Origin of the sequence: Microbacterium hibisci (genome assembly GCF_015278255.1) — a bacterium.
Taxonomy (GTDB): domain Bacteria; phylum Actinomycetota; class Actinomycetes; order Actinomycetales; family Microbacteriaceae; genus Microbacterium; species Microbacterium hibisci.
In genome coordinates this window covers 270,119-287,896 of sequence record NZ_JADIJC010000005.1, presented here as the reverse complement: position 1 = coordinate 287,896, position 17,778 = coordinate 270,119, and the positions used below count along the sequence as shown (strand labels likewise).

The following is a 17,778-nucleotide window of genomic DNA, read 5'->3' as shown; positions in this document are numbered from 1 at the left end:
TACGACAGCGTCGCTCAGCCCCGGGGAGGAGTGCTCCCGCCGCCCTGCCCGCGTCCGTCCTCGGGGTCGATGCTCTGATCGTCGACGTCGGTCGCCTCGACCGCGCGTGCCGCCTGGGCCTCGGCGTCCAGTTCCTCCTGGATGTCGGCGCGGACGCGCCCCCGCCGGATGCGGCGCATCATGTCCCAGACGAGGAAGATGACCGCCACCGCGACGAGCGCGGTGATCACGAAGCCCCAGACGCCGGGCGTGACGAGGTCGGGATCGACCTCCATCGTCGGCGTCGGCGTCGGGGTCGGCGCGGTGATGAGGGCGACGATCGCGTGCTGCATGGGGTCCTCGCTCTGCCCGCGCGGGCGGGCGTGTTCGTCGGGATGCGCGCGAGCGCTTAGCCTGGAGTTCCAGCCTAATCTTCCCATCCGGCCCGACGAGAACCAGGAGCGGCGTGACCACGCAGGACGTGCTCGACGAGCGCTACGGCCGACGCCGGTCGCCCGCGCGCGGGTGGCTGATCGGCGCCGCCATCACGGTCGCCGTCGCGCTGGTGGCGCTGTTCGGCTGGTGGACGGTGCAGGGGGCGCTCGACTCCGTCGACTCCGACACCACGTCGTTCGAGGTCGATGACGAGCACTTCGTCACCCTCGGGTTCCAGATCACCGCGCCTCCTGGCTCGGCGGTCGCGTGCGCCATCGAGGCGCAGGACGAAGAGCACGGGGTCGTCGGGTGGCGCGTCGTCGAGATCCCGGCATCCGATCTCCACGCCCGCGCGTTCCGCGAGACGATCCCGACGACGGCGCTCGCCACGACCGGGTTCGTCAACTCGTGCTGGGTGCTGCCCTCCTGAAGGTCGCGAGTTTGTCCCGGCACGGCCGGTGACGTATCCTGACGGGACACATCAGTCGAATCGCGCCCTGGCCGTGAGCCGGGGCGTTCGGTTTATGCCCGTCCGGTTCTGCGACCCCTCGGGCCCAACGAAGGAGTCAGCCGTGTCCACCGACGCCCCCGTGACCTTCCTCACCCAGGACGCGTACGACCGCCTGGCCGCCGAACTCGAGCACCTCTCGACGACCGGCCGCGAGGAGATCGCCAAGCGCATCGAGGCCGCGCGCGAAGAAGGCGACCTGAAGGAGAACGGCGGCTACCACGCCGCCAAGGACGAGCAGGGCAAGCAGGAGGCCCGCATCCGCACGCTGCAGCACCTGCTCAAGACCGCGACGGTCAGCGAGGCTCCCGAGAGCAACGGCGTCGTCCAGCCCGGCACCGTCATCACCGCGATCGTGGCGGGCGGCGAAGAGGTCTTCCTGCTCGGCAACCGCGAGATCGCCGTCGGCTCCGAACTCGACGTCTACAGCGAGGCGTCGCCGCTGGGCACCGCGATCCTCGGCCGCAAGGAGGGCGAGAAGACCTCCTACACCGCGCCGAACGGTCGCGAGATCGCCGTCGAGATCGTCAAGGTCGAGACCTACAACGGGCAGTGACCCGGCGGGGCCGAAGCCCCGCGTGCGGCGCGCGACGGCCTCTGCCCGCTAGTCGTGGATCACGGTCGGCGCGTAGCCGGCGCCCTCGAGCACCGAGATCACGTGCGCCCGGTGCTCCTCACCGCGCGTCTCGACGCTCAGCTGCAGGATCACCTCGCTGATCTGCAGGCCCTGGCCGTGGCGGGTGTGCAGCACCTCGATGACGTTGGCGCCCGCGATGGCGAGCAGCTCCGACACGCGGGCGAGCTGCCCGGGACGATCCGGCAGCGGGATGCGCAGGGTCATGTACCGACCGGATGCCGAGAGCCCGTGGGCGACGACGCGCTGCAGCAGCAGCGGATCGATGTTGCCGCCGGAGAGCACCGTCACGGTCGGGCCGTTCGCGACGACCTTGCCCGCGAGGATCGCCGCCACCCCGACCGCGCCCGCCGGCTCGACGACCTGCTTCGCGCGCTCCAGGAGCACCAGCAGGGCACGGGCGATGTCGTCCTCCGACACGGTGACCACGTCGTCGACCAGGTCGCGGATGATCTCGAAGGGCAGGTCGCCCGGCCGCGCGACCGCGATGCCGTCGGCGATGGTCGGCGAGGTGTGCACCTCGAGCGGACGCCCGGCTTCGAGTGACGCCGGGTAGGCCGCCGAGTTCTCGGCCTGCACGCCGATGACCCGCACCGAGCGCCCTTCCGCGGCCGCTCGGGCCTTCACGGCGGCGGCGACGCCGGCGACGAGGCCTCCCCCGCCGATGCCCAGCACCACCGTGTCGAGGTCGGGCAGCTCGTCCATGAGCTCGAGACCGAGGGTGCCCTGACCCGCGATCACATCAGGGTGGTCGAACGGGTGGATGAAGACGGCCCCGGTGCGGTCCGCGAACTCCGCGGCGAGCCGGAGCGGCGTCTCGACCGTCGCCCCCTCGAGCACGACGTCGGCGCCGTAGCCCCGCGTCGCCAGCAGCTTCGGGACCGGCACGCCCAGCGGCATGAAGATGGTCGCCGGAATGCCGAGCGCCTTCGCCGCGAGGGCGACGCCCTGCGCGTGGTTGCCGGCGGATGCCGCCACCACGCCGCGTGCCCGCTCCTCCGGGGTGAGCCGCGACAGGCGATAGGTCGCCCCGCGGATCTTGAACGATCCGGTGCGCTGCAGGTTCTCGAGCTTGAGGTGCACGGGGACGCCCAGCACGTCGGAGAGGTGCTGGGACTCGTCCAGCGGCGTGTGCGAGATGACGCCCTCGAGGGTCGCCGCGGCATCCGCGAAGTCCTCGAGGGTCGGCATCGCATAACCGGGTGCCGACGAGGCGGGCTCCGCGGTGTGCGGAACCTGGTCGGCGGAAGACATGGCGGTGGTCACGAACGGACTCTCCTCTGCCGCGGGACGGTGCTCCAGATGAGGTCGCCGCTGGGTCTCGCACCCGTCTCCCACGCGCGTTCGGCGAGGTAGACGGCGACGACGTTGACGAAGGCCGCGAGCGGCACGGCGAACAGGGCGCCGGGGATGCCGGCGATCATCGCGCCGCCGGCGACCACGAGCACGACAGCCAGCGGGTGGACCTTGACGGCCGAGCCCATGAGCAGCGGCTGCAGGACGTGGCCCTCGAGCTGCTGGACGCCCAGGACCACGACCAGCATCCACAGCGCGATCCAGGGGCCGTTGTAGACGAGCGCGAGGAAGACCGCGACCGTGCCGGTGACCACCGCTCCGACGATGGGGACGAAGGCGCCCAGGAAGACGAGCACGGCGACGGGGATCGCGAGCGGGACTCCCAGGAGCGCCGCGCCCAGTCCGATGCCGACCGCGTCGATCGTCGCGACGAGCAGCTGCGTGCGGGCGTAATTGACCACGGTGATCCACCCGGCCCGGCCGGCGCCGTCGGCGGCGGGCCGTGCCTTCTTCGGGAAGAGCCGCAGGGTCCAGCGCCAGATGCCCGCGCCGTCGGCGAGGAGGCACAGCAGGATGAACAGCGCCAGCACCGCCCCGGTGACGACATGACCGATGGTCGAGCCGATCGCGAGCGCCCCCGACCACAGCAGTTCCGCCTGCTCCTGCACGAACGCCCAGCCCTGATCCAGCAGGTCGTCGATCTGCTCCGCGCTCAGATGCAGCGGCCCGTCGATGAGGTACTGGCGGAACTGCTCGATGGCGGCGACCGTGCTGTCCCGCACCGAGTCCCACTGCTGCACGATCTGCCAGACGACGAGCCACAGGAGCCCGCTCACGATCGCGAGGGTGCCGACGACCGCGATGACGATGGCGAGCCAGCGCGGCACCCGGTGCCGCAGCATCCAGGCGAACGCGGGCCACAGCAGCGCAGTGATGAGGATCGCCACGAGGAGCGGGATCACCAGGAGCTTCAGCTGGATGACGAGCCACACCGCGATGCCGACCGCGACCGCGACGACGATGAGACGCCACGAATACGCCGTCGCGACGCGCAGGCCGCGCGGGACGGCGGCCGAGGTGTCGGTCGTGACGACCCGGCTGCGGTCGCGGACCGCGTCGAAGATCGAGCCGCGGGGCTTGTCGTCGGAGCCGCCCATCCGCCCAGTGCTCATTCGCCCAGTCTAGGCGCGTCGCATTCCGCAGCAGTCATGGACCGCGAGCGGTGTCGGAGCCGGTCACTAGGCTGACGCCCGTGAGATCCACGCTGAGCGCCGCGGAGGCGCGCCGGGTCGCGCTCGCGGCGCAGGGCTTCGGCCGGGCCCGTCCCGCCGCGGCCGGCACCCGCCAGCTCAACGGCGCGCTCGCCCGCATGAGCACCCTTCAGATCGATTCCGTCAACGTCTTCGCGCGGTCGCACTACATGCCGCTGTTCTCGCGGCTCGGGGCGTACGACACCGCGACGCTGGACCGCCTGCTCTTCGAACGCCGCGGACCCTACGTCGAGTACTGGGCGCACATGGCGGCGTTCATCCCCGCCACGGACTGGGGACTCTTCGATTTCCGCATGCGGGCGATGCGCGCGAAGTACGGGTCGAAGCCCGGCGGGTGGTTCGACGCGAACCGCGACATCGTCGACTGGGTGCGGGCCGAGCTGGCCGACCGCGGGCCGCTGCGCCCCGCCGAGATCGAGCACGACGCCAAGACGGCCGCGCGCGGGCCGTGGTGGGACTGGGACGTCGTCAAGCACGCCCTGGAGCACCTGTGGCTGTTCGGCGAGGTGGCGATCGCCGGCCGGCGCGGCTTCGAGCGTCGCTACGCGCTCGCCGAGCAGGTCATCCCCCGCGAGGTGCTGGATGCACCCGTCGCCCGCGAAGACGCCATCCTCGAGCTCGTGCGGCGCGCGGCGCGCGCCTACGGCGTGGCGACCGCGGCCGACATCGCCGACTACTGGCGCATCGCCGATCGCAAGGCGATCACCGCTGCCCTCGACGACCTCGTCGACGCCGGCGAGCTGCAGCCGGTCAACGTCGAGGGCTGGACCACCGCCGGCCGTCCCGCCAAGGCGTGGCTGCACGCCGATGCCGCCGTTCCCCGGCGCATCGACGCCGCCGCCATCCTCACGCCGTTCGATCCGGTGGTGTGGTTCCGCGACCGCGCCGAGCGCCTGTTCGACTTCGAGTACCGCATCGAGATCTACACCCCCGCGCCGAAGCGCCGGTACGGCTACTACTCGCTGCCCGTCCTGATCGGCGACGACATCGTCGGCAGGGTCGACCTCAAGGCCGACCGGGCCGCATCGACACTGCTCGTGCAGTCGGCCTGGTGGGAGCACGGCAAGCCCGCCCATGCTGCGGCACGTCTCGCCGATGAGCTGCGGCTCGCAGCGAACTGGCAAGGGCTCGAGTCGCTCTCGGTGTCGCGCTGGGGCGACGCGGTCGAAGACCTCGCGCGCGCGCTGCCCGAGGCGGCTCGTCACGACGCCGGGCCGGCGGAACCGGTGCCCCTGGCGCCCGATGAGCCCGCTGGATCCGGGGCGCGCGGACCGGTCCCTCTGGCGTCGACGGGCTGAGGCCGACGCCACCGCGCCGGAGCGTCATGCAGCCGGCCGGCCGACGATCTCGAGCCCCAGCCACCCGGCGAGGGCACGGAGCTCGGCATCCACCGCCTCCCTCACCTCGTCGCTGAACGGCTGGTCTTCGTGGACGGCGTTCACGCGCAGCACCCCCGCCTTGCGGTCCGCCTTCGCATCGAGCTTGCCGACGAACCGGTCGCCGTACAGGATCGGCAGCGCGAAGTAGCCCCACCTCCGCTTCGCCGCCGGCTTGTACATCTCGAGCAGGTACTCGTAGCCGAAGACCTCTTCGAGGCGTCGCCGGTCGAAGACCAGCCGATCGAACGGCGAGAGCAACGCGGTCCGCGGGGCGAACGCGTCGGCCGCCGCGAGGATGCCCGGATCGACCCGCCACACTCCCGGCGTGTCGTCGACCGTCGCCTCCTCGCCGATCTCCCCCACGTCGACCGGCTCGAGCGGCTGCGCCACGCCCTTCGCGCGGGCGATGCCCAAGGACGCCAGTCGCCGCTCCGCGCGCTCGCGAGCCGCCTCTTCGTCGGTCAGCACCGGGACGTCGGACGGGTAGACCCGGTCGGCGACGTCGAACAGCCGACCCGCCGCATCCCTCGACGAGATCGCCACGTCGCCGCAGAGCACGAGCATCTCGAGGAGCTGCATCGAGTTGCGGTTGTTCGTCCATCCTGTCGACCGCCACGACACCTGCGCGGTGTCGGGGATGTCCGCGGCGCGCAGCGGCCCGTCGGCCCGCAGCCTCGCCATGACCTCGCGCCGGAACCTGTCGTTCGCCGCGAGCCACTCGCGCGCCTCCGCGGCTCGCGGGCGCTGCCGCATCTCGGGAAGCAGGAGCGGGAGGTCGGTCATGGCGCGGTAGAACCCGCCCCATTCGAAGACCGCGCGGTCCTCTTCGACGAGCCGCACGAGGTCGGCGGGCTGGTACGGCCAGCCGAGCCTGCTCCAGAGGATGAGATCGGCGCTCGGCGCGATCGCCGACGTCGGCTCGATGTTCACGACGGTGAGCGCGTCGACGGTCTCGACGATGCCGGCGGGCCGTTCCGCCGCGAGCAGCTGAGCCGTCACCGCCACGCGGCGCGCCTGCTCACGAGTCAGCCGATGGGGCATGAGGCGACGCTACAGCCCGGCGCCGACAGGGGTCGCCTGATCGTGTCAGAACTGCACGCGGGGCGGCTCCGAGATTGCGGCACCGTCGATGACCTCGAAGAACTCGCGCTCGTGGAAGCCGAGGTTGCGGGCGAAGAGATTGTTGGGGAACACCTTGATCTTGGTGTTCAGCTCGCGCACACCGCCGTTGTAGAACCGGCGGGAGGCCTGGATCTTGTCTTCGGTGTCGACGATGGACTGCTGCAGCTGCAGGAAGTTCTGGCTCGCCTGCAGCTGCGGGTACGCCTCCGCCACCGCGAACAGCGACTTCAGCGCCTGCTGCATGCGCCCTTCCGCGGCACCGGCCTCGGCCGGACCGGTCGCCGACAGCGTGTCGGCGCGCGCCTGAGTGACGCGCTCGAACACGGCCTTCTCGTGCGTGGCGTAGCCCTTCACCGCCTCGATGAGATTGGGCAGCAGGTCGGCTCGTCGCTTGAGCTGCACGGTGATGTCGCTCCAGGCCTCATCGACTCGCACATTCAGCTGGACCAGGGAGTTGTAGGTGGCCCAGAGATAGATGCCGACGATGACGACGAGCGCCACCACGATGAGGACTGGGATCAGCCATTCCATTGCCGAGGCTCCGTTCGATAGTGCCCTCATCCTACCGACGCGCGTGGAGCCCTCACGTGGCCGATCCGCCTACTCTCAGCCGTTACCCACCGAGCACCCGATCCAGGTACGGGTTGCGGAACAGTCGCTCCGGATCGAGGCGGTCCCGCAGGGCGACGAAGTCGTCGAACCGGGGGTACCGCTCGCGCAGCACGTCCGCCCCGAGCGTGTGCATCTTCCCCCAGTGCGGGCGACCCTCGAAACGCAGCATGATCTCTTCGACCGCCTCGAAGTACTCGGCCGGGTCTTCGCGCCAGTACCGGTGGACGGCGATGTAGCCCGAGGCACGTCCGTGCGCCGTCGACAGCCAGCGGTCGTCGGCGGCGGCGAAACGCACCTCGACCGGAAAGCCGATCCGCCAGCCACGCTCGTCGATCAGAGCGCGCATCGCCTCGAAGGCCGGACGCACATGGGCCGCCGGCAGCGCGTACTCCATCTCACGGAACCGCACGGACCGGTTCGTCGCGAACACGCGGGCCGAGGCATCCGTGAACTCGCGATCCCCCCAGATCCGCGCGGACAGCCGGTTGATCGGCGGGACGAGAGCGGGGATCGCCTTGCCCGTCGCGCACGCGATCCGGTGAAGGCCGGTGCCCACGAGCGTGTCGTCGATCCACTTCCCCACCGGAGCGAGCGGATGCCGTGGCGCGCTCTCGGGCAGCCGCGTGTTGGTCTTCGTCATGGCCCGGTCGGTGTGAGGGAACCAGTAGAACTCGAAGTGGTCGGCGCCCGCGACGCGGTCGTCCATCGCCGCCAGCACGTCGTCCAGGGCCTCCGGCTGCTCGACGGCATGGAGCACGAACGCGGGCACGCACTGGATCGTGACGTCGACCAGGATGCCGAGAGCCCCGAGGCCGAGCGCGACGGCGGGGATCAGCTCGGGATTCTCGTGCTCGTCGACGGTGAGCAGCTCGCCCGTCGCGGTGACGAGCGTCGCGCCGACCACCTGGCCGGCGATGCCGGTGAACCGCCCGCCCGTGCCGTGCGTTCCGGTCGAGATCGCACCGGAGATCGATTGACGGTCGATGTCGCCGAGGTTCTCCATGGCCAGCCCGAAGGGCGCGAGAAGAGCCGGGACCTGGTGCAGCCGCGTGCCTGCGAGGAGCGTCGCCCGACCACGATCCGGGTCGACCGATACGAGCCCGCTGAGATCGGCCAGCTCGAGGAGCACACCGGGCGCCACCGCGATGCCGGTGAAGCTGTGACCGGCACCCACGGCCTTGACCGGGAGCCGCTGCGCCGCGGCGGCCGTCACTGCGCGCTGCACCGCGGCCACGGTGGGCGGATATTCCACGCGTTGCGGTCGCACCGATTCGGACCGCCCCCAATTGCGCCACACACCACCGGGACGGGTCACAGGAACGCCTTCCCTTCACCGCGGTAGGTCGCGAGCTCGCCGACGCGCGCGTCGCCCTCGACCACGTGATAGCGATCGACGCGCTCTGCCAGCTCGCCGCTCTTGGAGTGGCGGAACCACACACGATCGCCCGGCCGCAGGTCGCGGGCGGCGGCACCGCGCAGCGGCGTCTGCACCTCGCCCGCCCCCTCGCGGCTCGCCGTGCGCAGCTCCGCGGGCCAGACCGCCCGCGGCTGACGCGACTCCAGAGCGGGTCCCGACGCGATCCAGCCGCCGCCGAGCACGGTCGCGACGTCGGGCTGCGGCTTGCGGACGACCTCCAGCGCGAAGGCCGCGGCGGGTGCCGGGTCGAAGGCGCGGTAGCCGTCGAAGAGGTGGCCGGCGAGCAGTCCGCTGCCGGCGGTGAGCTCGGTGACGGACTGATCGGATGCCGTCAGCTCGAGCGATCCCGTTCCGCCGCCGTTGACGAACTCCAGCGGGGCGATGTCGCGCAGGGCCGCGACGATCGCGGCGCGACGCTCGAGCAGCTCCGCGCCGGAGCGCCGCTGCATCCAGCGGACGACGGCATCCCCCGCTCCCGTCGCATCGCCCTGACCGGCGATCTGCGCCTCGTACATCATCAGCCCCACCAGGCGGAAGCCCGGCCGGGCGGCGATCGAGCGCGCCAGCGAGGCGACCTCGGCCGCCTCGTGCACGGGCGAGCGCAGCACGCCGATGTGCCCGAGGCCGGGAGCCCGCCACGAGGCGTCGGCGTCGATCGCCACGCGGATCTCGGGCCGGGTGGAGGGCGCCGCGACGGCATCGACGATGTCGAGCTGCGCGAGGTCGTCGACCATGAGCGTGACGCGCGACGCGGCGTGTCCAGACGCCGCGAGGGCGGCGATCGCGGCTCGGTCGACGGTCGGGTAGCCGAGCACGATGTCGTCGTGGGTGACGGCCAGCCAGAGGGCCTCGGGGAGCGTGAAGGCGAGGATGCCGTGGTAGCCCGGAAGCGCCAGCACGGCGTCGAGCACCTCGCGCACGCGCACGGACTTGCTGGCGACGCGGATCGGCACGCCGCCGGCCCGCACGACGAGGTCGAGGGCGTTGTAGCGGAGCGCCGCGGCGTTGACCGCGGCGACGGGCCCGCTGAGGTCTGCCACGGCATGACTCATGGCGCCCCAGTAGGTGGCGGGGTTCTCCCACGGCTTCGTCGCGGTGGGCGTGGACAGCAGATCGAGACTCATACGGCTCGCTTCGGGTGCGCGCGCATCGCCCCAGCCTAGAGCCAGCCGCCTCCCGCGAATGACCGGCTGTGGAGGGGGCACGATCAGTGCCCCGGACCGGCTCAGCGGGGGTCTATTCGGCGGCTCGCTCCGCCCGCTCCCGCTCCACGTCCTCTTCCGCCCCGTAGACGGCGATGGGGGGCGCGCCCGACAGGAGCGCGGTGAGTTTCCACCACCAGCCGCTCTTCTGCCCGCCGGCGCCCTCAGCCTCGTGCCGGTTCGTGCCGCTCTCGCTCATCTCCGAGCCCTCTCGCTCGCTTTTCCCCAGGTTAGCGGCAGATCCCGGAGATCACGAGGGGTCGCTTCCACGATGATGCGTGACGGTGCCCCCGCTGGGACTCGAACCCAGACTGAAGCGATTTTAAGTCGCCTGCCTCTGCCATTGGGCTACGGGGGCCGGCCACGCTCGCCCGGGAACGCGGAAGCCGCAGGCTCATCTTCTCAGACGAGCCTGCGGCATCCGGTCGAACTCAGTTGGCGGCGACCTTCTCGGCGTCGGCGGTGGCCTTCGCGGGCGTCTTGCGCACAGGCGCCTTCGCGGCCGGAGCGGCCTTGTCAGCCGGCGCCTCGACGGGCTGCGGCGGGCGCGGACGCGCGGCGAACTCTTCGAAGACGTAGCGCGGGTTCTGCACCGTCGACAGGTTCACCATGTCGCGGCCGAGCCAGAAGTTGTTCCACCAGCCCCACAGCACGCGCCACTTGCGCTCCCACGAGGGCATGGCCAGGCCGTGGTAGCCGCGGTGCGCGAGCCACGCGATGGGTCCCTTGAGCGCGAGCTTGCCGGACTGGAACACGCCGACCCAGAGGCCGAGGCCCGCGACCGCGCCGAGGTTCTTGTGGTAGTACTCGCGGGGCAGCTCGCCGCGGAGCACCGCGACGAGGTTCTTCGCGAGGAGCTTGGCCTGGCGCACCGCGTGCTGGGCGTTGGGGACGCAGTAGCCGCCCACGCCGCCGCCCGTGAGGTCGGGCACCGCCGAGACGTCGCCGGCCGCCCACGCGCCCTCGACGATCTCGTCCTCGGAACCCACGCGGAGGTCGGCGCGGGTGCGGATGCGACCGCGCTCCTCGACGGGCAGGTCGCCGCCGCGCACCACCGTGGGATTCGCCATGACACCGGCGGTCCAGATGATCAGATCGCTCGGGATCGTCTCGCCGGTGGACAGCTCGATGTCGCCGCCGACCGCGCCGGTCACCTGCGTGTCGAGGTGGACGTACGCGCCGCGCTGGGCGAGGTTCTTCAGCACCCACTCGCTGGTCTTCAGCGACACCTCGGGCATGATGCGGCTCATCGCCTCGATGAGGTGGAAGTGCGTGTCGTCGAACGTCAGCTGCGGGTAGCTCTTGACGAGGGCGGATGCGAGCGAGCGGAGCTCTGCGAAGACCTCGATGCCCGCGAAGCCGCCGCCGACGACGACGACGGTGAGCAGGCGGTCGCGCTCCGGCCCGGGGGGCAGCGTGGAGGCCTTGTCGAAGTTCGACATCAGCCGGTCGCGGATCGCGACGGCCTCTTCGATCGTCTTGAGGCCGATGGCGTTGTCGGCGATGCCGGGGATCGGGAAGGTGCGCGAGACGGCGCCCGCGGTGACCACGATCTGGTCGTACTCGAACTCGTACGGCTCGCCCGCGATCGGCGTGATGGTGGCCACCTTGTTCGCGTGGTTGATGCCGGTGACCTTCGCGGCCACGACGTTCGTCCGCTTGAGGTGACGGCGCAGCGCCACGACGGAGTGGCGGGCCTCGATCGAGCCGGCCGCGACCTCGGGGAGGAACGGCTGGTAGGTCATGTAGGGCAGCGGGTCGACGATCGTCACGTCCGCCTCGCCCTTGCGCAGATGCTTCTCGAGCTTCCAGGCCGTGTAGAAGCCTGCGTATCCGCCACCGACGATGAGGATCTTGGGCACGGTGTTGGTCACGGTTTGGAGTTCTCCTCCTGTGTCAGCGGCTCGGCGCGCGGGACGCCAATCGGATGCGTCGGACAGCAGCGGTGACGCCGAGCGCCACCAGTATAGCCGCCGTGGTGACCAAGGTGAGCGGCAGGGTGCCGTACAGCACGGTGCCGCTGTCGGGCAGAAGAGGCGATGTGGCACGGGTCGCGAGGTCGGGCTCGGGCAGCGGCGGCACCTCGACGGTCGGCGCCGGCTCCTCGGGGACCGGCGCCACCGGCGCCCGCCGGTACAGGCGCACCCAGTCCTCGAGATTGCCCATGGGGTTCGCGGTCACACTGGCGATCCCCGGTGCGGAAACGGCCGCTGCGGCGTCGATCAATCCGTAGCCGTAGAGCACGTCGCGGCCGTCGGTCGCGTCGGTCGCAGGACGCGCGGTCTTCACGATGCGGTTGATGACGTTGTTCGCGTCGAGGTCGGGATGAGCCGCCCGCACGAGCGCCGCCACGCCGGCGACGATGGGGGCCGCGCCGCTCGTGCCGTCCCACGAGACCAGCGTCGAGTCGGCCGAGACGCCGACCAGCTCTTCGCTGGGCGCCGTCACGCCGATCGTGATGCCCTGCGTCGAGGCGTCCACGCTCGCCGTGCCCGAGCGGTCGACGCCGCCGACCGTGAGGACGCCGGGGATCGTCGCGGGCGCACCCACGCGCGTCGTGCCGCTCCCCCGGTTGCCGGCGGCGACGACGATCACGACATCGTGCTCGAAGGCGTAGAGGAAGGCATCGTCCCAGCTCTCGGGCCAGTCGGGCACATTGGTGGTGAGCGACATGTTGATGACGTCGGCGCCGTTGTCGACCGACCAGCGGATCGCGTCGGCAATCTGGTCGGAGAACGAGCGGGGCGCGGAAGCACCGAACGCGACCGACACCGAGAGCAGTTCCGCCTCGGGGGCGACGCCGATCATGCCGGTGCCGGGCCCGGTGCCGCGACCAGCCGCGAGTGAGGCCACCCAGCTGCCGTGGTCCTTGTCCACGGCGCCCACCGGGGTGCGTCCATCGGACGAGCCGGCGCCCGACACGTCGGTGCCGCCGACGACCGCCCCGGCGAACTCGACCGGTCCGCGGCCGATCCCGGTGTCGATGATCGCGATCTTCACGCCCGCGCCGCGCGTGGTCGCCCACGCCTGCTCGATCCCGTAGTCGGCCAGCCAGTACTCCGCGGCGCGCACCGGATCCTCCGTCACGGGCGCCGCCTGGGCAGCAGCCGGCCCCGCCGCGACGAGCGTCGTCGCGACGGCGGCCGAGGCGGCTGCAGCCAGGAGGCGCCTGATCATCCGCCCGATCCCGGCTGCGCGCAGACGCAGCGCTCGGGCGACCACGACGACATCGCGAGCGCGCGGTCGCCGATGGGGTTGACGCCCGGACCCGCCGCGAGCGCGTGACCGGCGAGGGCGTGCAGGCACTTCACGCGCGTCGGCATGCCGCCGGCCGAGATGCCCGCGATCTCGTCGACCTCGCCGTACTCCCCCCGGTCGCGCAGGTAGGCCTCGTGGGCGAGCCGGTATGCGGCGGCGATCTCTTCGTCGGCGGCCAGCTCGTCGGACAGCTCGCGCATCACGTGGTCGGCCTCGAGTACCGACATCGCAGCGGTGGCGGCGGGATGCGTCAGGTAGTAGAACGTCGGGAAGGGCGTGCCGTCGGGCAGGCGGGGCGACGTGGCCACGACGGTGGGATTTCCGCAGATGCACCGCGCCGCGATGCCGACGACGCCGCGCGCGGGGCGTCCGAGCTGCTCACGGAGCACCGCCAGGTCGGCGTCGCGGACAGGGGGGTACGGCGGGGTCGTCACAGAGCTGCTCCTTGGTCGGGCTCAGGCTACCGGGGCCACCTGGGACGGTGCTGGACCACGCACCGCGGCGGTCGGACGCCGCCCCTACGGGGTCGGGGTGGACGAGGGCTCGGGGTCGGGGATCCCGATCGTGACGGGCGCGACCGACTGTGCGAGCCCCGCTTCGGTCACCGACCGCACCAGCTTCGTCATCCAGTCCGCGTCCGCGGCCTCGAGCTCGTCGCTGATCGGAGCCTGCTCCTGCGGTTCGAGCTCGGGAGGGAGGTCGTCGTCGACGAGGTAGACGACCTCGCCGGGTTTGACGTAGTACAGCCGCTCGCGCGCCTGCGTGGTGATGTACGCGGGATCCTCCCACCGCTCACGCTGCGACTCGAGCTCGGCCACCTCTTCCCGGCTCAGCTGCACCGCCTCCTCGAGGGCGGCGATCTGCTGTCGCTGATCGACGTAGGTGCCGATCGTGGGCACCAGCACGAACGCGGCGAGGACAACGAGACCCATCATGATCACCATGAAGCCCGACAGGCGGATGCCGCCCAGCCATGCCCGCACGTCCACCGGGCGACGTCCCGCCACAGGCCGGCGCCTGGCCGGCGTCGGGGTGCGCAGGGAACGAGGAGGGGGAGCCGTCGTCTTGGCCACGGCTCCCCCTCCTGTCAGCACGCCGCTTCGCGGCGTGGTTCGTTCAGTGCGCTGTCAGCGCATCAGCCCTTGAACCGGGGGAACGCTCCGCGACCCGCGAACACCGCGGCGTCGCCGAGCTCTTCTTCGATGCGCAGAAGCTGATTGTATTTCGCAACGCGCTCACTGCGGGCGGGCGCGCCGGTCTTGATCTGACCTGCGTTCACGGCGACCGCGAGGTCGGCGATCGTGGTGTCCTCGGTCTCGCCCGAGCGGTGCGACAGCATCGACCGGTAGCCGTTCTGGGTGGCCAGGGCGATCGCGTCGAGCGTCTCGGACAGCGTGCCGATCTGGTTCACCTTGACCAGCAGCGCGTTGGCGACCTCGAGGTCGATGCCCCGCTGCAGGCGCTCCGGGTTGGTGACGAACAGGTCGTCGCCGACGAGCTGGACCTTCTTGCCGATCTTGTCGGTGAGGGCCTTCCACGCGTCCCAGTCGTCCTCGGCAAGGGCGTCCTCGATCGTGACGACCGGGTAGTTCGCGACCAGGTCGGCGTAGTAGTCGGTCAGCTGCTCGGCCGACCAGGCCTTGCCCTCGACGGTGTACACGCCGTCCTTGAAGAACTCGGTCGCCGCGACGTCGAGGCCGACGCCGATGTCCGTGCCCGGGGTGAAGCCGGCCTTCTCGATCGCCTTGATGAGGAAGTCGAGACCCTCGCGGTTGCTGGGCAGGTCGGGCGCGAAGCCGCCCTCGTCGCCGAGTCCCGTCGAGAAGCCGGCGGCCTTCAGCTCGCCCTTGAGGACGTGGTAGACCTCGGTGCCCCAGCGCAGCGACTCGGCGTAGGTCTCCGCACCGATCGGCGCGAGGAAGTACTCCTGGAAGTCGATGCCGTTGTCGGCGTGCTCTCCGCCGTTGATGACGTTGAACAGCGGCACGGGCAGGACGTGCGCGTTGGGTCCGCCGAGGTAGCGGAACAGCGGCAGGTCGGCCGAGTCGGCCGCGGCCTTGGCGACCGCGAGCGAGATGCCGAGGATGGCGTTGGCGCCCGTCCGCGACTTGTTCTCGGTGCCGTCGGTGGCGATGAGGATCTCGTCGATGACGCGCTGCTCGCTCGCCTCGACGCCCTCGATGGCGGGGCCCAGCTCGTCGATGACGGCCGCGACCGCCTTCAGCACGCCCTTGCCGCCGTAGCGGCTCTTGTCGCCGTCGCGCAGCTCGTACGCCTCGAAGGCGCCGGTCGACGCGCCGGAGGGAACGGCCGCGCGCTGGACGATCCCGTCGTCGAGCAGCACCTCCACCTCGACGGTCGGGTTTCCGCGCGAGTCGAGGATCTCGCGCGCGCCTACAGCCTCGATCTGTGCCACAGGGTTTCTCCTTGCTTGTGGAGCGTGAATCGTCGGAGCGTCGTCGGTCCGCCCCCGAGTCTAGTGAGAACGGATGCCGCGGCCAGAGGCATCCGTCATCAACCGCGCCCGCCGGCCCACCAGGGGGTTCAGACGAGAAGGGCGATCGCGAAGCCGTCGTAGCCCTTCGCGTCGAGCGTCTGGATCGCCGTCGCGTCGAAGCGCGGATCTCGGCCGAGCATCTCGAGCCCGCGCTGCACCCCGATGATCTGGGGATTCTCGGTCGCGGGATTGGCGACCTCTCCCCCGCGGACCGTGTTGTCGACCATCACCACCGTGCCGGGCCGCCCGAGGCGGGCGGCCCAGTCGAGGTAGATCGTGTTCGACTCCTTGTCGGCGTCGATGAAGACGAGGTCGAAGGCCTCACCGCCCTCGAGGGTCGGCAGCACGTCGGCGCCGCGACCCAGCCGGATCTCGACCTTCTCGCCCACCCCGGCGCGATCGAGGTTCGCACGGGCTAGGTCGGCGTTGCGCGGCTCGGCCTCGATGGTGACCACTCGCCCGTCGTCGGGGACGGCGCGGGCCAGCCAGATCGTGGAGTACCCGCCGAGGGTCCCCACCTCGAGCACGCGCCGCGCGCCCGACATCCGAGCCAGGAGGTGCAGCAGCTTGCCGTTGACGGGCGCGACCTCGATAGCGGGGAGCCCCGCATCGTTCTGATCGGCCACCGCCTGCTCGAGACCGTCGTCGTGGCCGACGAGCAGTTCGGTCAGGTACGCGTCGACACGGCGCCAGGTGTCAGGTGTGGGTTCGGGCATATGCACAGCCAATCCTCGACGGCCGCCGGGCGTCAAGGCCTGGCGCCGGCCCGCTCGACCAGCGCCTCGAGCAGTGCCGCGCCCGTGCCCGCGTCGTCGACGGTCACCACGAACCGCTTGCCGCTGCGTCGCAGCACCTCGATCGCCTCGCCGGCGCGCAGCACCACCCCGAACCTGCGCCCGTGCGGCGCGATCCGGACGCCCCAGCCGCCGAACTCTGCCATGGGCGTCACCTCGACGCGGCTGGCCGAATCGATCTCGGCGAGCGGGACGTGGAAGCGCGGGATGCCGAGCAGCGAGTCGACGTGAAGTCCGGTGCCGTCGACGCGCACGTGGAATGCGAGCGTCGTCGCCGCCAGCGCCAGCAGCGCGAGAGCGAGGACGGTCAGCACGCCCGCCAGGACCGCTCCCCCACCCGTCAGCCACGCGACGGCGGCGGCGACGGCCACCGCGAGCGCCGCGACGACCACGGCGACCGCCCCGCCGGTGTTCATGGCGGTCGTGCGCACCCAGACAGCGCGTTCGGTGGCGCTGAGCGCGAGCGGCGTCGCCGGAGCGGGGTGCCCGGTCGCCGCGTCCTGCCGGGGCTGCAGGAACCACGCGGCGACGCCGACCGCCACTGCCGACGCGAGCGAGGCGACGAGAGCCTGCCAGACCGAGGGGGCGTCATCGGCGCTGTCCAGACCGACCTGCAGCGCGAAGGTCGTGGTGAAGGCCACGGTGGTGAGTGCCGACACCGCCGCCGCCGTGGCACCCATCAGCCGGTAGGTCGCGCCGCGCTCGCCGCGCCGCAGGCCGGGCAGCACGGTCAGGGCGATGAGCAGCGGGAGGCCCAGCCCGAACCCGATGGTCGCGAGCGGCTGCGTCCACGCCGGGGCGAAGCCGTCCGGCTCGCCCGTTGCGTTCCAGTGGATCGCCACGGTGGACGGCACCTGCGGCAGGAGGACGAGCTGCACCGCCACCCCCACGGCGACGAGTGCGACGGGCAACCACACCGCGACGAGCAGGAAGCGGCGGACGACGAGGTCGGAGCGGTCAGCGGGCGGTGCGGTCGTCATGGGTGGCGATCTCCTTCACAAGGGCGGCGAGTGCGTCGGGCGGAAGCCCCGCCGCGCGCGCCCGCGCGACGAGGCCTTCGATGTCGTGGTGCAGGGATTCCAGCGTCGCCGCCTGCTCGGTGACGACGGCGCCCCGGCCGCGCCTGAGCTCGACGAGCCCCTCGTCGCGGAGGTCCTGGTAGGCGTGGAGCACGGTGTGGACGTTGACGCCGAGGGCGTCCGCGATGTCACGGGCCGCCGGAAGCCGGTCGCCCGCGCGCACACGCCCGGCCGCGGCATCCGCTCTCACCGACGCGGCGATCTGCGCGAACAGCGGCGCATCGCTCTCGGGGTCGATTCTCACTAACACGCACTAATTCTATTGCAACTAGAACAATATCCAGACCGTTTTGTG

Annotated in this window: 19 protein-coding genes and 1 tRNA gene; 3 read left to right on the top strand and 17 right to left on the bottom strand. The window is 71.4% G+C overall.

Going from position 1 to position 17,778, the window contains the following annotated elements; translation table 11 throughout:
- Nucleotides 1-14 precede the first annotated feature (14 nt).
- On the bottom strand, nt 15-332 hold the full coding sequence (locus IM770_RS11715; RefSeq protein ID WP_203581312.1) for a hypothetical protein: 318 nt from the start codon (nt 330-332) through the stop codon (nt 15-17).
- Nucleotides 333-445: 113 nt separating this feature from the next.
- Here IM770_RS11715 and IM770_RS11710 point away from each other — a divergent pair, with 113 nt between their 5' ends.
- Both IM770_RS11710 and greA read left to right on the top strand, forming a co-directional pair.
- Nucleotides 446-844, top strand: coding sequence for a DUF4307 domain-containing protein (locus IM770_RS11710; RefSeq protein ID WP_203581311.1), 399 nt, complete (start codon nt 446-448; stop codon nt 842-844).
- Nucleotides 845-986: 142 nt separating this feature from the next.
- Nucleotides 987-1,478 (top strand): transcription elongation factor GreA, encoded by a 492-nt coding sequence (gene greA, locus IM770_RS11705; protein ID WP_203581310.1) that lies wholly within the window; start codon nt 987-989, stop codon nt 1,476-1,478.
- A 48-nt stretch (nt 1,479-1,526) separates the two neighbouring features.
- Here greA and ilvA read toward each other — a convergent pair whose 3' ends face one another.
- Entirely contained in the window at nt 1,527-2,747 is a 1,221-nt protein-coding gene (gene ilvA / locus IM770_RS11700) for a threonine ammonia-lyase (protein WP_203581391.1), read from the bottom strand.
- A 71-nt stretch (nt 2,748-2,818) separates the two neighbouring features.
- A complete protein-coding gene (locus IM770_RS11695) occupies nt 2,819-4,009 on the bottom strand; it encodes an AI-2E family transporter (RefSeq protein WP_203581390.1) in 1,191 nt (396 codons plus the stop codon).
- A gap of 95 nt (nt 4,010-4,104) precedes the next feature.
- Between IM770_RS11695 and IM770_RS11690 the strand changes: the two genes are divergently transcribed.
- On the top strand, nt 4,105-5,421 hold the full coding sequence (locus IM770_RS11690) for a winged helix-turn-helix domain-containing protein (protein ID WP_203581309.1): 1,317 nt from the start codon (nt 4,105-4,107) through the stop codon (nt 5,419-5,421).
- A 24-nt stretch (nt 5,422-5,445) separates the two neighbouring features.
- Here the strand turns inward: IM770_RS11690 and IM770_RS11685 are convergent, their stop codons facing one another.
- From IM770_RS11685 to IM770_RS11620, 14 genes are all read right to left on the bottom strand, one after another.
- Nucleotides 5,446-6,543 (bottom strand): DNA glycosylase AlkZ-like family protein, encoded by a 1,098-nt coding sequence (locus IM770_RS11685; RefSeq protein ID WP_203581308.1) that lies wholly within the window; start codon nt 6,541-6,543, stop codon nt 5,446-5,448.
- Between the two features lie 45 nt (nt 6,544-6,588).
- Nucleotides 6,589-7,155, bottom strand: coding sequence for a LemA family protein (locus IM770_RS11680; RefSeq protein WP_203581307.1), 567 nt, complete (start codon nt 7,153-7,155; stop codon nt 6,589-6,591).
- Nucleotides 7,156-7,237: 82 nt separating this feature from the next.
- On the bottom strand, nt 7,238-8,551 hold the full coding sequence (locus tag IM770_RS11675) for a D-arabinono-1,4-lactone oxidase (RefSeq protein WP_203581306.1): 1,314 nt from the start codon (nt 8,549-8,551) through the stop codon (nt 7,238-7,240).
- Nucleotides 8,548-9,777 carry an alanine racemase gene (locus IM770_RS11670; protein ID WP_203581305.1) on the bottom strand — a complete coding sequence of 410 codons (1,230 nt, stop codon included), beginning with the start codon at nt 9,775-9,777 and terminating at the stop codon, nt 8,548-8,550. The genes IM770_RS11675 and IM770_RS11670 overlap by 4 nt, the downstream gene beginning before the upstream one ends.
- A 112-nt stretch (nt 9,778-9,889) precedes the next feature.
- A complete protein-coding gene (locus IM770_RS11665; protein ID WP_203581304.1) occupies nt 9,890-10,054 on the bottom strand; it encodes a hypothetical protein in 165 nt (54 codons plus the stop codon).
- 86 nt (nt 10,055-10,140) lie between these two features.
- Nucleotides 10,141-10,213 (bottom strand) — tRNA-Leu (locus IM770_RS11660).
- Nucleotides 10,214-10,286: 73 nt separating this feature from the next.
- Nucleotides 10,287-11,729, bottom strand: a complete 1,443-nt coding sequence (locus IM770_RS11655) for an NAD(P)/FAD-dependent oxidoreductase (RefSeq protein ID WP_372430670.1) — start codon at nt 11,727-11,729, stop codon at nt 10,287-10,289.
- Nucleotides 11,730-11,751: 22 nt separating this feature from the next.
- The gene (locus IM770_RS11650) at nt 11,752-13,032 is read right to left on the bottom strand and encodes a S8 family serine peptidase (RefSeq protein WP_203581303.1); all 1,281 of its coding nucleotides are present in this window, start codon (nt 13,030-13,032) and stop codon (nt 11,752-11,754) included.
- The gene (locus tag IM770_RS11645) at nt 13,029-13,547 is read right to left on the bottom strand and encodes a DUF501 domain-containing protein (protein WP_203581302.1); all 519 of its coding nucleotides are present in this window, start codon (nt 13,545-13,547) and stop codon (nt 13,029-13,031) included. Before IM770_RS11645 ends, IM770_RS11650 begins: the two co-directional genes overlap by 4 nt.
- 84 nt (nt 13,548-13,631) lie before the next feature.
- A complete protein-coding gene (locus IM770_RS11640) occupies nt 13,632-14,102 on the bottom strand; it encodes an FtsB family cell division protein (protein WP_203581301.1) in 471 nt (156 codons plus the stop codon).
- A 146-nt stretch (nt 14,103-14,248) separates the two neighbouring features.
- Nucleotides 14,249-15,529: a phosphopyruvate hydratase gene (gene eno, locus IM770_RS11635; protein ID WP_203581300.1), complete on the bottom strand. Its 1,281-nt coding sequence runs from the start codon at nt 15,527-15,529 to the stop codon at nt 14,249-14,251.
- A 128-nt stretch (nt 15,530-15,657) separates the two neighbouring features.
- Entirely contained in the window at nt 15,658-16,326 is a 669-nt protein-coding gene (locus tag IM770_RS11630; protein ID WP_203581299.1) for an O-methyltransferase, read from the bottom strand.
- Between the two features lie 32 nt (nt 16,327-16,358).
- Complete coding sequence (locus tag IM770_RS11625; RefSeq protein WP_203581298.1) at nt 16,359-17,384, bottom strand: DUF1648 domain-containing protein; 1,026 nt, start codon at nt 17,382-17,384, stop codon at nt 16,359-16,361.
- Nucleotides 17,362-17,733 carry a GntR family transcriptional regulator gene (locus tag IM770_RS11620; RefSeq protein ID WP_203581297.1) on the bottom strand — a complete coding sequence of 124 codons (372 nt, stop codon included), beginning with the start codon at nt 17,731-17,733 and terminating at the stop codon, nt 17,362-17,364. The genes IM770_RS11625 and IM770_RS11620 overlap by 23 nt, the downstream gene beginning before the upstream one ends.
- Nucleotides 17,734-17,778: the final 45 nt, after the last annotated feature.